At 66.0% G+C, this 13170-nt stretch carries 14 protein-coding genes; 8 read left to right on the top strand and 6 right to left on the bottom strand.

What is annotated here, in order from left to right; genetic code table 11:
* The first annotated feature begins 2 nt into the window (after positions 1-2).
* The 5 genes from A5766_RS13630 to A5766_RS13650 all read left to right on the top strand — a co-directional run bounded on the left by A5766_RS13630 (position 3) and on the right by A5766_RS13650 (position 3024).
* The gene (locus A5766_RS13630) at positions 3-983 is read left to right on the top strand and encodes a pseudouridine synthase (RefSeq protein ID WP_085941963.1); all 981 of its coding nucleotides are present in this window, start codon (positions 3-5) and stop codon (positions 981-983) included.
* A 141-nt stretch (positions 984-1124) separates the two neighbouring features.
* Complete coding sequence (locus tag A5766_RS13635; RefSeq protein ID WP_039856678.1) at positions 1125-1466, top strand: hypothetical protein; 342 nt, start codon at positions 1125-1127, stop codon at positions 1464-1466.
* 23 nt (positions 1467-1489) lie between these two features.
* Positions 1490-1858 (top strand): YbaB/EbfC family nucleoid-associated protein, encoded by a 369-nt coding sequence (locus A5766_RS13640; protein WP_039856699.1) that lies wholly within the window; start codon positions 1490-1492, stop codon positions 1856-1858.
* Between the two features lie 6 nt (positions 1859-1864).
* Positions 1865-2476, top strand: coding sequence for a recombination mediator RecR (recR, locus tag A5766_RS13645; RefSeq protein WP_005208030.1), 612 nt, complete (start codon positions 1865-1867; stop codon positions 2474-2476).
* 5 nt (positions 2477-2481) lie between these two features.
* Positions 2482-3024, top strand: a complete 543-nt coding sequence (locus tag A5766_RS13650) for a uridine kinase family protein (RefSeq protein WP_064905037.1) — start codon at positions 2482-2484, stop codon at positions 3022-3024.
* 8 nt (positions 3025-3032) lie between these two features.
* On the opposite strand, the gene A5766_RS13655 is transcribed toward A5766_RS13650, so the two are convergent.
* Positions 3033-3755: a hypothetical protein gene (locus A5766_RS13655; RefSeq protein WP_064905039.1), complete on the bottom strand. Its 723-nt coding sequence runs from the start codon at positions 3753-3755 to the stop codon at positions 3033-3035.
* A gap of 26 nt (positions 3756-3781) precedes the next feature.
* Entirely contained in the window at positions 3782-4555 is a 774-nt protein-coding gene (locus A5766_RS13660) for a hypothetical protein (RefSeq protein WP_156527459.1), read from the bottom strand.
* A 61-nt stretch (positions 4556-4616) separates the two neighbouring features.
* Between A5766_RS13660 and A5766_RS13665 the strand changes: the two genes are divergently transcribed.
* Positions 4617-5342, top strand: a complete 726-nt coding sequence (locus A5766_RS13665) for a uracil-DNA glycosylase (RefSeq protein ID WP_064905044.1) — start codon at positions 4617-4619, stop codon at positions 5340-5342.
* Positions 5343-5801: 459 nt separating this feature from the next.
* Here the strand turns inward: A5766_RS13665 and A5766_RS13670 are convergent, their stop codons facing one another.
* The gene (locus A5766_RS13670; protein WP_039856675.1) at positions 5802-6524 is read right to left on the bottom strand and encodes a type 1 glutamine amidotransferase; all 723 of its coding nucleotides are present in this window, start codon (positions 6522-6524) and stop codon (positions 5802-5804) included.
* Positions 6524-7846: a MurT ligase domain-containing protein gene (locus A5766_RS13675; protein WP_064863319.1), complete on the bottom strand. Its 1323-nt coding sequence runs from the start codon at positions 7844-7846 to the stop codon at positions 6524-6526. The genes A5766_RS13670 and A5766_RS13675 overlap by 1 nt, the downstream gene beginning before the upstream one ends.
* Before the next feature lie 162 nt (positions 7847-8008).
* On the opposite strand from A5766_RS13675, the gene A5766_RS13680 reads away from it, so the two are divergent.
* Positions 8009-9067 (top strand): alpha/beta hydrolase, encoded by a 1059-nt coding sequence (locus A5766_RS13680; protein WP_064905047.1) that lies wholly within the window; start codon positions 8009-8011, stop codon positions 9065-9067.
* 73 nt (positions 9068-9140) lie between these two features.
* On the top strand, positions 9141-9545 hold the full coding sequence (locus A5766_RS13685) for a DUF732 domain-containing protein (protein ID WP_231894644.1): 405 nt from the start codon (positions 9141-9143) through the stop codon (positions 9543-9545).
* Between the two features lie 6 nt (positions 9546-9551).
* On the opposite strand, the gene A5766_RS13690 is transcribed toward A5766_RS13685, so the two are convergent.
* Positions 9552-11414: a nucleotide-binding protein gene (locus A5766_RS13690; protein ID WP_231894645.1), complete on the bottom strand. Its 1863-nt coding sequence runs from the start codon at positions 11412-11414 to the stop codon at positions 9552-9554.
* 434 nt (positions 11415-11848) lie between these two features.
* Positions 11849-12841: an EamA family transporter gene (locus A5766_RS13695; protein WP_064863316.1), complete on the bottom strand. Its 993-nt coding sequence runs from the start codon at positions 12839-12841 to the stop codon at positions 11849-11851.
* Between the last annotated feature and the right edge of the window lie 329 nt (positions 12842-13170).

Raw genomic sequence — 13170 nt, forward strand, 5'->3', positions numbered from 1 at the left:
CTATGAGTCCGCAGGACGATACCCGGACACCTCGACGTCGCGGCCGCGCTCGGCCCTCGCCACTGCCGGTGCGTGACGGCGTCGACGCGACGCGCGTCGTGGTGCGCCACGGCGAGGAGCTGACGGTCGGGGAGTCGCTGCTGGCCAGCCCGTCACTGGCCGACCTGACCCTCGACGACCTGCGGGAGCGGACAGCCGCCGGTGACGTCGTCGACGCAGACGGCAACCGCGCCGACCTCGACGCTCCTGCCCGGGCCAATACGTCGTATTACCTGTATCGGGATCTGCCCGACGAGATCGAGATCCCCTTCGACCTGCCGATCCTGTACCGCGACGAGAACATCGTCGTCGTCGACAAACCGCCGTTTTTCGCGACCATGCCGCGCGGGCGGCACGTCACCCAGACCGCGTTGGTGCGGCTGCGGCGTGAACTCGGCAACGACGCACTTGCACCCGCTCACCGGCTCGACCGCCTGACGTCGGGGGTGCTTTTGTTCACTGCCCGCCCGCAGGTCCGCGCGGCGTATCAGGGTCTGTTCGCCCGACGACTCGCACGCAAGGAATACCGTGCGCTGGCACCGCTCGACGACGCGCTGCGCACCCCGGCAACCGTGCGCAATCGCATCGAGAAGACGGCCGGTGACCTGCGGGCGTTGGTCGTCGACGGCGAGGTCAACGCGGTCAGCGAGATCACTCTGATCGAGGAAGCCGGGCCTGGCCACGGCCTCTACCGCTTGCGCCCGCACACCGGACGCACCCACCAACTCCGCCTGCATATGGCGTTGCTCGGGGTGCCCATCGTGGACGATCCGCTGTACCCCGACGTACGCCCCGACCTCGCCGAACTGCCCGATCGAGGCGACTTCACCCGGCCGCTGCGCTTACTCGCACACAGCCTGGAGTTCGATGACCCGCTCACCGGCGAACCGCGCAGATTCGTCAGCGGTCGGCAGCCGGAACACTCGCCCGTTCCGAGCGAGTGAGCGAGTGCGTACACAATCGTGACGTCAGCGAGGAGCCATCGAAATTATTGTCGCGGCCCCTCGCTCAGGTACGAGTTGTGTACGTAGCGGCGGTCGGACTTGGGCTCGATCGGCCGCGAATGCATCGCTAGGCTGAGATTTGTGACCATCCACGCCTCCTACGAGCGACACCCCGATCTCGGGTGCGAGGCCGTCGTCTTCATCGACGACGAATCGATGGGTTGCTTCCAGATTCAGCGCGACCTGGTCAGTGACGCCAAAGCGGGTGGCCGTGAAGGCTATTGCGTCACCACGGGAGCCAGCGCGCCCGTCTACGGCGGGGTGGTCGAGTGGCGGCGCGTCGACGACGACAGGATCGAGTTCGCGCTCACACCGAAGGCAGGCAGGCTTTTCGGCGACAACGTGCTCTCGTTCCAGATCACGCCGGTCGGTGACGAGAGCGTCGACGAGATCATCGAGCATGTCGAGCGACTGCTGCGGTGAGCGCACCGACTACCCTGGTGAACGTGACTCAACCTTTTGACCCTAGTTCCCTGTTCGGCGGCGGTGACGGCGGCGAGAATCCGATGGCGGGCCTGCTCGCCCAGGCGCAGCAGATGCAGGAGAAGTTGCTCGCGGCGCAGGAGGAGATTGCGGCAACCGAGGTCACCGGTTCGGCGGGCAACGGGCTGGTCACCGTGACCGGAACGGGTACCGGCGAGGTCACCGCGGTGACCATCGATCCCAAGGTCGTCGACGCAGACGACGTCGAGACGCTGCAAGATCTGGTCCTCGGTGCGCTGTCGGATCTCGCGTCCAAGCGTGACGAGCTGACGAGCGCGAAGATGGGACCGCTCGCCGGCGGACTCGGCGGCGGACTTCCCGGCCTCGGCTGACACTTCATGTACGAGGGCCCCATCCAGGATCTGATCGACGAGCTGGCCAAACAGCCAGGGCTCGGCCCCAAGGGTGCGCAGCGGATCGCCTTCCACCTGCTCGCCGGTGAGAAGTCCGACATCGACCGACTCATCGCTGCCCTCGGCCACGTCCGCGACGATGTCACCTTCTGCGCGGAGTGCGGAAATGTCTCCGCGGATCGGCTCTGCCGTATCTGCTCCGACGCGCGTCGCGACGCCACCAAGATCTGCGTCGTCGAAGAACCCAAGGACGTCCACGCGATCGAGCGGACCAAGGAGTTCCACGGCCGCTATCACGTGCTCGGCGGTGCGCTCGATCCGCTGTCGGGGATCGGACCCGATCAACTGCGCATCCGTGAGCTGCTTCGACGCCTCGCCAATCAGCCCGACGGGGTCGACGTCAGCGAGATCATCGTCGCAACCGACCCCAACACCGAGGGTGAGGCCACCGCGACCTACCTCCTGCGCATGCTCAAAGACTTCCCGGGGCTGTCGGTGACTCGCCTGGCGTCGGGCCTCCCGATGGGTGGCGACCTTGAATTCGCCGACGAACTCACACTCGGCCGGGCGTTGTCGGGGCGGCGGGTGCTGGCCTGACCGCCATGACACCTGAACTCGATACCCAGCTCGACGAACTCGCCTCAGAAATGGTGTCAGGCATCGTCGCCATCGACGGGCCATCCGGCTCCGGAAAGACCACCGTCGCCGACGCACTCGTCGAGAAGTTGCGCGCCCGCGGCACCGGCGTGGTCCTCGTCCGCACCGACGATTTCGCCACCTGGGACGACCCGGTGGCGTGGTGGCCGGAGATGGAATCCGATGTGCTGCATGCCTTTGTCCGACGCCGCGACTACCGATATTGCCCACGCGAATGGGTCGACGGCCAGCCACGCGTCGGCAAGCGGGTCTGGTATCGCTGGGAGCCGCTACTCATCATCGAAGGGGTGTCGGCGGCGCGACGTCGTATCGCCGATCGGTTGACGTACTCGCTGTGGCTCGACGGTGGGTCGCCGCAGGAGCGACTCGAACGCGCGGTTGCGCGCGACGGCGAGTCGTCGCGGGCCCACCTCGAGAAGTGGCAGCAGTTCGAGCGCGGCTGGTTCGCCGTCGACCGGACCCGCGAGCGGTGCCGGGTGTTGGATTAGCGCCGGCGTCAGCGAGAAGCCTTCTTGACGGCTTTGGCGAACAGATCGTTGAACTGGTTGATGTCGACGCTATTGCCGCGACCGTCGGCCTCTGCGCTGAGGTATGCGACAGAACCCGTTGGTAGCCAAGCGAATCCGTTGATCACCTCGTAGTGATCGGCGTAGTTCGCGGGCGCGTTGGTGATGTCGGTGACGTACTTGACGAGTAGCGTGTGGACGCCTTCTGGCATAGCAGGGGAGGCCAGTTCAGAGGTCTGCATCGTGTAGATGCCCGTCTTGTGCGTATCAATTGTGACGGTTAGGCATTGAGGGTCGAGCAGTGTTGCGCGCATCTGCTCGAGGTCGTCGTTGTTGTGGATCAGATACTGACCGTAGGTCGGTGTTGCAGCCGTGGGACCCTTGGCGACGAACCCGGTCCGTGTCGTACGCGCTGTCTGTTCCGCGCGAGCGTTGAAAGCGCGTCTGCAGGCATCCGGCCGGTAGCCATCCCAGGGTTCAGCCTGCTGCTGGTTTGCAGCCTCCGACGAGGAAACCGGGATGTCCTCGGTGTATCCCTCGGGAAAGTCGTTGAGAGTCAACAGGAGTGGTTGGTCGGGATTCGTCGGTGTGCTGGAGGTGGCTGCCCGATCGGTGGCGCTACCGGGCTTGAAGGTGATAGCGATGACCACGATGACCGCCACGACGACGACGAGTGCGATGGCGGCACTGATGTAGATGCGAGGCCGATTCATTGTCGTTCCTTGTGTGTGGAGTGCCTTCAGCGGGAGGCCTTTTCGGTGGCTTTGGCCAGTAGATCGTTGAACTGGTTGATGTCGACGCTATTGCCGCGACCGTCGGCCTCTGCGTTGAGGGAAACGAGTAAACCTGTTGGTAGCCAGGCATATCCGTTGACATTCTCGCGGTGGTCGGTTGTGTCCGCGGGCGAGTTGGCGATGTCGACGATGGATTTGACGATCAGGGTTTCGGTTCCGGACGGTGAACTGGGCGTCGGGAGTTCAGTGGTTCGAATTGTGTAGAACCCGTCCCTGTGAGCATCGATGGTGCGTGTCAGGCACTGTGGGTAGAGGATGGCATCACGCATCTGCTGTGGGTTGTAGTCGTTGCGGACCAGATACTGGGTGTAGGCAGTGTTCGCGTTGGGTTCTTGAGCGGCAAAACCGACGCGTGTCGTGTGATCGGTCCGGTCAGCCCGGGCGTCGAGGACCGGGGTGCATGCCTTTGGTTCGTAGGTGTACCAGACCTCGGTGCGTTGGGCTTTCGCGAGCTCAGCTGACGTGCCCGCACTGCCCTCGACGTATCCGTCGGGAAAGTCGTTGAGGGTCAATAGGAGTGGTTGATCGGGGTTGGCCGGTGTGCTGGAGGAGGCCGCTTGGCTGGCTGCGTGCCCGGGCTTGAAGGTGATAGCGATGACCACGATGATCGCCACGACGATGATGAGTGCGACGGCTGCGCCGATGTAGGTTCGGGTGCGGTTCGTCGCTTGGGTGCCGCTGGGGGCCAACTGCACTCCTCTGTCCGGTATCTCGAGCATCGACAGTCTTTCGGGAGGGTAACAGAATGGGGTTGACGGCATTTCGGCGTACCGTGAGCTCATGGCCTACCGCAGCATCACGACACTCGACGCGGCGCTGATCCAGTGTCGTGCGTGCCCGCGGCTTGTTGCGTGGCGTGAATTGGTCGCCCGTGAGAAGCGTGCGGCCTTCGCCGACCAAAGCTATTGGGGCAGGCCGATTCCCGGCTTCGGTCCGGCCGACGCAGCGATGCTGATCCTCGGGCTGGCGCCTGCGGCGCACGGCGCCAATCGGACCGGCCGAATGTTCACCGGCGACCAGAGCGGCGACGTGCTCTACCGTGCGCTCTACGACGTCGGGCTGGCCAACAAACCCACTGCGGTCTCGATCGACGACGGCCTGGAGCTGACCGGCGTGCGGATCACCGCGCCCGTCCACTGCGCGCCACCGCAGAACAAGCCGACTCCGGCTGAGCGCGACCAGTGCGCGCACTGGCTGCACAACGAAATCGACCTTCTCGCACCGACTTTGCGATCGGTTTTCGTCCTTGGCGCATTCGGTTGGCAGGCGGCGCTGACCGGATTCGCCGGTCTCGGATGGGAGGTTTCGCGGCCCAGACCGAAGTTCGGCCACGGTGCGCAGACCGTGATCCGACGCGGCGACCGCGAACTCACGCTTTTCGCGAGTTATCACGTGAGCCAACACAATACGTTCACCGGACGCCTGACGCCCGCGATGCTGCGCGAGGTCTTGCGCGGCGCCGGCCGCCACGCGGGGTTACCTGTGGTCGACGACGCGGGCGCGTGACTGGTCGAGCTGCTGAGGCGAGCCTTCGTATCGTTTTCGGTGGCCGAGTGGATACGATCTGCGTGAACAACGGTGTCCGCGTCGAAGCGGTGTGCAGCAGAACGGAAGTGACGGCGTCCATGAGCGAGAAGATGCGACGGCTCGCGGGGCGCGATCCCGACTCGACGTGCCGCTGCGGTCATCCCCGCACAGCGCACGAGCACTTCCGATCGGGCACCGACTGCGCCATCTGCGGGCCGGAGAAGTGCTCGCGCTTCCGGCGGGCGTGGTGGTCTCGACAAGCTCGACCAGCGGAGTAGGCGCTCGACCGGCGGTGGTCTCGACGGGCTCGACCAGCGGGGTAGGCGCTCGACCGGCGGGTGGTCTCGACGGGCTCGACCAGCGGGGTGGGCGCTCGGCCGGCGGTGGTCTCGACAAGCTCGACCAGCGGAGTAGACGCTCGACCGGCGAAGGTAGAGCTCAGCCTCGACGCCCGGCGGCGAGCCGTTCGCGGCGCAGCCGGTCCACTTCGGGCAGGTCCAGCGGCGCGAGCGATTCGACGCCCATCGCGCGCGCCAGGAGCAGGTCGGCGAGCTGCGGATTCCTAGCCAGCGCCGGACCGTGCATGTACGTCCCGAGCACCGAGCCCTGCACCACGCCCTCGGTTCCGTCGCCGACACCGTTGCCGACGCCGTGGCGCACCTTCGCGAGCGGCGCGGCGTCGGACCCCAGCGTTGTACCCCCGCGGTGGTTCTCGAATCCGGTGAGCTGATCGGTCAGTCCGGGCATCACCGGGTCGGTGACCACCTCGCCGATACTGCGTGTGGCCTGCGGGGATGTGGTGAGGTCGAAGAGTGAGATGCCGTCGACGCGTTCGCCTGCCGATGTCTCGTACCAGTGGCCGAGTACCTGGATTGCGGCGCAGATGGCGAGCACGGGACGTCCGGCGGCTGCGGCCCGCTGCAGACCGGGGTACCGCGTGAGATGCCGTGTGGCGAGCCGCTGTGCATAGTCTTCAGCGCCGCCGAGGGTGTAGACGTCGAGCGAGTCGGGCACCTCGTCGTCGAGAGTGATCTGCACGATCTCGGCGTCGACACCGCGCATGCGCGCCCGCTGTCGCAGGATCAATGCGTTGCCGCCGTCGCCATAGGTGCCCATGACGTCGGGCAGGACGAGGCCGATGCGCAGCGTCGAAGTACTCATTACTGTCCCTTCCGTGCGCGCTCGGCGCGTTCGATTGCGACGCCGAGGTCGCGGAACGCCGTGTAATTGGCCAGCACCTCGACGCGTCCGGGCGGGCACGAGGCGATGGCTTTCATGGTGTCGGGGATGGTGGTGTGCTCGGCGCCGGCGTAGAGCAGTCGGACCGACAGGTCGGCGGCGCGTTCGCCAGCCGCGACCACCTGCATCGTCTCGAAGGCCTCGAACCGCACGTCCCACAGCCAGGAGAGGTCCTCGCCGTCGGGGACCTGACCGTTGACGGCGATGACCAGGCCGTCGGCGTCCTGATCGATCATCGAAAGCGCTTCCTGCCACCCCGCGGGGTTCTTTGCGAGCAGCGTGCGCACGGAATGGTTGCCCACCTGGTGGATGCCGTAGCGTCCGGCCACCTCACCGACGGTGCTGACGGCGGCAACGGCCTTCGCGGGATCGGCACCCATCGCGACGGCAGCGGCAACGGCCTGCGCGGCGTTGCCACGGTTGGCGCGACCGGGCACGCTCAACGTCATGGGGGCCTCGAATCCGTCAGGGCCATAGATCTTTTCGTCGTCGACCCACCACTGGGGTGTCGGACGACGGAACGTCGGATCGCCCGTCGAGTACCAGTCGACGCCGCTCTGGATCGACGGGTCGGTGGGGTCGCCCGAGGTGCGCGCGATCGGCTCGCCGGTGCGCGGGCAGCTCACCGAGTCGCCGACCCAGCTCGCGCCCGCAGCAACCCAGACGACCTTCGGAGCGTCGAACGCGGCCGAGGTGATCAGGACGTCGTCGCAATTGGCGATCACCGTCGTATCGGGGTGTCGCGCGAGGCCCTCGCGGAGCCGTCGTTCGATCATGTTGATCTCTCCGACGCGGTCGAGCTGGTCGCGTGAGAGGTTGAGCATCACCACGACTTCGGGGTCGACGGCGTCGCTCACATGAGGAACGTGCAACTCGTCGACCTCGAGTGCCGCGACCGGCGCCGACCGCTGCAAGCTGAGCGTCGCGATGATGCCCGCGTCCATGTTGGCGCCGTCGGCCTGGGTGGCGACCTCGCCGAGTTCGGCCAGGGCCGCGGCGGTCATGCGCGTGGTCGTCGACTTTCCGTTTGTCCCGGTGATCAGCGCGGTCCGTTTTCCGGCGGCGAGACGGCCCATGATGTTCGGGTCGATCTTCTCGGCGACCAGGCCGCCGATCATCGATCCCTTGCCGCGCCCCGCGGTGCGCGACGCCCAGCGGGCAGCCGACGCAGCTCCGAGGGCTAGCGACGTACGAACGGGGACACGGGTGGTCGAGCCACCCGGAGCGGGGACGCGGTCGGGCATGGGGAGAGTCTGTCACAGCGCCCCACGGCCTGCCGTCGGGGCGCAGCGCGCGGCCGGGGTCGCGCTGTGCCCTCGCTGGTCGAGCTGCGCCCCGCTGGTCGAGCCGCCCTCGCTGGTCGAGCTTGTCGAGACCACGCCCCTGCGCGGGGTAGTCTCGCGGCCGTGAGCCGCGCCACCAACCCCACGCTGTCCCCGCCGCTACGACCCGTCCGTTCGCTGTTGCGAGTCATCGGCCACGTGCCACCGCAGGTGTTCGGTGCGGTGTCGCGGTGGTGTCCGGTCAACGCAGACGGCGACCACGTCAGCGTCGAGATGCTGGCCGCCGCGGCTGCAACAGCAGTCCTCCCGAACGCCGACATGGGCGGGCCGACGATCGGCAAGGCCCGCAGCGGACTGGCGCGGATCACCGCGCTCACCGCAGAGAAGCTCCCGGTGCTGGCCGTCGAGGAGGACCTCGAGTTCGACGGCCCGGCAGGCCCGATTCCGGTGACGCGCTATCGCGCGGGCGTCGAGAGCCGCGGGTTGATCCTGTTCTTCCACGGCGGCGGGTTCACCACGGGCAGTCGCAGGAGTCACGACCCGCTGGCGCGCAGGCTGGCCGTCGACACCGGCGCCGACGTCGTCTCCGTCGAGTATCGGCTCGCGCCGGAGAACCCCTTCCCCGCAGCGGTCGACGACGCTCTCGCCGCCTGGCGTGGTGTGGTCGACGCCGCCCCGGGCTGGGGTATCCCGAGCGACCGGATCGTCGTGGCAGGCGACAGTGCTGGCGGCAATCTCGCAGCGGTCGTCGCGCAGGAGGTCCGCGGTGAGCCGATCACTCCGATGCTGCAGCTCTTGATTTATCCCAAGACTGATTCCGTCGGCGAATACGGTTCGGCCCGCGAGTTCGCGAAGGGCTACTTCTTGACCGGCGAACGCATCGCTGATTTCACAGACGCTTACGTGCCCGATCCTGCCCAGCGATCCGATCCGCGCGTCTCTCCGCTACTCGCACAAGACCTTTCAGGCCTACCTCCCGCACACGTCGTGGTCGCCGGCTTCGATCCCCTGCGTGACGAAGGGATCGCATACGCCGATGCCCTCGGTGCCGCTGGAGTGCCTGTCACGTTGCAGCGAGAGGGGCCGCTGATCCACGGTTTCGCCAGCATGGCGGCATTCAGTTCCGTTGCGGATCAAGCTATCTCGCGGTTCACCGACGTGGTGTCCGACGCCCTGCGCTGATCGGCGTCGCGCATCAGTAGAGTGGTCGACGGTTCGGGGCTTGATCAGACCTTTCTACACATGGGGGAGTGGCATGACGATGCCGAAAAGTGGACGCTCGATCATCAGGGCGATGATGGTCCCGGCGATGGCCATGGTGGTTGTCGGGCTTGCTGGATGTGGCGGTGGCGACAGCGATTCGGCGCAGCCGACGTCGACTTCCTCGACACCTGACGCCGCGAAAGCGCTACCGCAGCAAGGTGATCAGTTCTATCTGCAAGGGCTCAAACAACTCAACATCCACTTTCCCGACGACGCGGCCGCGGTGACGGCGGGCAAGCAGGTGTGCGCGAATCTCAAGGCGGGCGACGGACTTCTCGACGCCATCCACAAGGTGGGGAACGGACTCAACGAGGCCGAGTCCGGTCAGGTCCTCGGCCTCGCGGCGCAGAGCTACTGCCCCGAAGAGCTCGGAAAGCTCAGCGGCACCCAGCCGTAGAGTCGCTCAGAAGCGTTCGTCGGCTGGGGGGATCGATTCCTGTGCCGCTGGTTCGTAATGGCTTTGCGGCGCAGCAGGATACGGCTGCGGCGGGGTGTCGGACTGCCCGGTCGGATACCCCTGTACTCCCGTCGGAGTGCCCTGGTACCCCGGCGGCGGCCCCTGATACCCGACCGGAGGCGCTTCGTGCCCCGCAGAAGGTGCCTGGTACTCGGGCGGCGGACCTTGGTATCCGGCCGGCGGCCCCTGGTAGCCGGGCGTAGGTGCTTGGTACTCGGGCGATGGCCCCTGGAACCCAGATTGGGGTCCCTGGAACCCGGGTTGAGGTCCTTGGTACCCGGGTGGCGGACCCTGGAATCCGGGCGGAGGTCCTTGGAACCCGGGCGGAGGTCCTTGGAACCCGGGCGGCGGGCCCTGGTATCCGGGCGGAGGTCCTTGGAACCCGGGTGCGCCGAGCGGCCCTTGGAATCCCTGGATGCCGGCACCAGCGTCGGGCATTCCCGGATTGAATGAATCCGACACTGTCGCAGCAAGTTCCAGGAATGCATTGCGGGTGTCGCGGTTCATGTGATCGAGGTCGATCTGCGCACCGGTCGCGAGATGGTCATCGAACGGGATGATCTGCACCGCTCGTGTCCGACCGAGGAAATGCTGGGTCAGCATGTCCAGATCGATCGGCGCACCTCCCGGCTTCGACGCTGAGATCACCACGACGGCCTGTTGTACCAGTCGCTGATAGCCGTGAGCGTTGAGCCAATCCAGTGTGGCTGCGGCACTTTCGGCGCCGTCGACGGCCGGTGACGTGACGAGGACGATAGCGGTTGCCGAACTCAGGACGCCCTCCATCGCCGAATGCAAGAGACCGGTACCGCAGTCGGTCATGATGATGTTGTAGTAGTTCTCCAGGATTCCGATGACGTCGAGGTAGTCGTCGGCGCTGAAGGATTCCGATATCGCCGGATCGCGTTCGGATGCAAGCACTTCCAGATGACTCGCGGATTGGGACGTGTGGCGCCGAACGTCGGCGTACCGCGTGACGTTCGGGTCGTTCAGCAGGGAGCGCACCGTCGAACCGGTTTGCTGAGGGACACGTCGGCCGAGTGTTCCGAAGTCTGGGTTTGCATCGACCGCGATCACCCGGTCACCGCGCAGCGATGCGAACGCGGAGCCGAGTCCGATTGTCGTCGTGGTCTTTCCGACGCCACCCTTGAGGGAGAGCACTGCCAGACGGAAATCGCCGGCGATCGGCCGACGGATGCGTGCGATCATCTCGTCGAGTTGTTGTTGCGACTTGCTCTCGCCCAGATTGATCAGACCGCCTGACACGGTGCGCAGTGCTCGCCGCCATCCGGCTCCGCGCGCCGAGAATGGTGTCGCCGGTTGCTGATTCGGATTCGCGGCACCGGGAGCTCCGGCGAACTGGGCACCTGGTTGCATTCCCGGCTGTTGCGGTCCCCCCTCGTAGGGGCCGCCGTAGTAATTGGGGTCGGGGAAGTTCGGCTCGGGGTAGTGAGGCCAGGGAGGTCCTGGTTGCTGCATAGGCGCAGGCGGGTAGGCCGCGCCGGGAACTGCCTGGTGGGGATCGGCCGGATAGCCAGCTGGCGGCTGCGGTGCGGGATGCTGATCGTTCGGGAGGTACTGAGCGACCGGGATCTCCGGTGTCTGCGGCGCCTCGCCCGACCTGCCCGTGTACCAGTTGACCTGCGCCACGGGCGGCGGGGTGAACTGTGCGTGCGAGGGTTGCGGCGGTTGGGGAGCGTCCGATGAGGGCTGGCCCGCACCGAACGACGTGTCGATCCGGCCCTCGTCGTCCTCGTGACCATCCACTTTCGGCCACGATGACGGCTGCGAACCTTCGGCGTGCGACATCTCGTTGATCATCCCCTCGTGCGTCCCCAGGTGGGCCTATCGCGCCCAACCCTGCTGCTGGTTCGACCCCTGAATACTAGGGCGTCTAACAGTAGAGGTCGTGGCGGCGCCCTCCGACGACTCCGTGAACAGTAGAAATGGTCAATCGATGGCGACTCATCGACCGCGACGAGCGTTTCCGATGGGCGGCTTGGTGTTGTAACCCGTTTTCAGTCATTTTCGGCGGCGCTGCTGGCGCCGACCTGGGCTTTTGCGGTGGGTTCGATGCTCGGATGACTGAAATCGGGAGAGGGTGTGGTGCGGGCCCGCGAGCGTGGGGCGGCGAGTACTCCTGCTGCGCATCCGGCGATGACCAGCGCGGCTCCGCCGATCTCGACGTAAGTCGAGGTCGGGACGAGCTTTTCGGGTGGGGATCTTGGTGCCGTAACCCGTTTTCAGTCATTTTCGGCGGCGCTGCCGGCGCCGACCTGGGCTTTTGCGGTGGGTTCGATGCTCGGATGACTGAAAACGGGAGAGGGTGTGGTGCGGGCCCGCGATCGTGGCGCGGCGAGTACTCCTGCTGCGCATCCGGCGATCACCAGCGCGGCTCCGCCGATCTCGACATAGGTCGGTTGCTCGCCGAGGAAGAGCCAGGCAGCGGTAATCCCGACGACGGGAACCAAGAGCGACATCGGCGCGACTCGGCTGGCCGGATAGCGCTGCATCAGCGACGTCCACAGACCCGACCCTGCGATGGTTCCGAGCAGCACCACATACGCCAACCCGGCCAGCGCGATCAGGCCTGAGGTCGAGCCGAGCGTGGCCATGGCGTGAAAACCTGCCGACGGTCCGTCGACAGCGAGGCTCAGCAGGTACAGCGGGATCGGCGGCACCACCGACATCCACAGCGTCATCCGCAGTGCGTCACCGGAGTTCGGGGGCAAGGCGAGGCGGTTGCCGATGTTGCCGAATGCCCAGGACAGTCCCGCCAGAACGGTGAGCAGGATCGGAACGACGATGCCGATGCCGAGCGAACTGTGGCCCGCGCGGTCGACCCCGATCAGAACGATTCCGCCCACTGCGACTGCGATTCCGACGACTTGAGCCGGCACGAGTCGCTCCCGCAGGAACACGACTCCGAGCAGCACAGTGAACGGGGCCGACGTCTGTAGCACCAGCGACGCGAGGCCTGTCGGCATCCCGATGTTCATCGCGAGGAAGAGAAAGGCGAACTGTCCGACACCGAATCCGAACGCGTACAACAGAAACCACTTGATCTGCATCCGTGGGAAGCGCACGAACAACACCACCGGTACGGCCATGACCGCGAACCGCAGTGCGGCGAAGAAGAACGGAGGGAAGTGGTCGAGGCCCAGACGAATCGCGATGAAGTTCAAACCCCACAGCACGACGACGGTCAGTGCCAGCATGCGGTCGCGCGTTGTCATGTACTCATGGTCGGGGCTCCGGTAGTGAAGCACAATCGAAATAAAGTGCATAGAAGATGTAGGAATGCTTCACGAAAGCCATGTGGGCGGCGCCCAGACGGCCAGCGGCGCCAGACGAATTGCCTAGGGCACAGAGCAACCCCACCGACCCGATACCCCACCGACACGACAACGCCGACCGCACCGGAAGTCGGTGCCGTCGGCGTTGGGCTAGTGTCCTGAGTCATTAATTGTCATTCGGTTGATAGACTGGGGAATGGCAACCCGGGGTCCGCGAGCAGTGGATATTGTTCTGACCGATGACGAGCGCCGTGAGCTCGAAGGGTGGG

It is taken from the genome of Gordonia sp. 852002-51296_SCH5728562-b (assembly GCF_001665475.1).
GTDB lineage: Bacteria > Actinomycetota > Actinomycetes > Mycobacteriales > Mycobacteriaceae > Gordonia > Gordonia sputi.

Coding starts and splice junctions, on each gene's coding strand:
- A5766_RS13630 (WP_085941963.1), top strand. CDS start 3: ATGAGTCCGCAGGACGATACCCGGACACCTCGACGTCGCGGCCGCGCT.
- A5766_RS13685 (WP_231894644.1), top strand. CDS start 9,141: ATGACGATGCCGAAAAGTGGACGCTCGATCATCAGGGCGATGATGGTC.
- A5766_RS13670 (WP_039856675.1), bottom strand. CDS start 6,524: ATGAGTACTTCGACGCTGCGCATCGGCCTCGTCCTGCCCGACGTCATG.
- A5766_RS13695 (WP_064863316.1), bottom strand. CDS start 12,841: ATGACAACGCGCGACCGCATGCTGGCACTGACCGTCGTCGTGCTGTGG.
- A5766_RS13650 (WP_064905037.1), top strand. CDS start 2,482: ATGACACCTGAACTCGATACCCAGCTCGACGAACTCGCCTCAGAAATG.
- A5766_RS13660 (WP_156527459.1), bottom strand. CDS start 4,555: ATGCTCGAGATACCGGACAGAGGAGTGCAGTTGGCCCCCAGCGGCACC.
- A5766_RS13675 (WP_064863319.1), bottom strand. CDS start 7,846: ATGCCCGACCGCGTCCCCGCTCCGGGTGGCTCGACCACCCGTGTCCCC.
- A5766_RS13665 (WP_064905044.1), top strand. CDS start 4,617: ATGGCCTACCGCAGCATCACGACACTCGACGCGGCGCTGATCCAGTGT.
- A5766_RS13690 (WP_231894645.1), bottom strand. CDS start 11,414: ATGTCGCACGCCGAAGGTTCGCAGCCGTCATCGTGGCCGAAAGTGGAT.
- A5766_RS13655 (WP_064905039.1), bottom strand. CDS start 3,755: ATGAATCGGCCTCGCATCTACATCAGTGCCGCCATCGCACTCGTCGTC.
- recR (WP_005208030.1), top strand. CDS start 1,865: ATGTACGAGGGCCCCATCCAGGATCTGATCGACGAGCTGGCCAAACAG.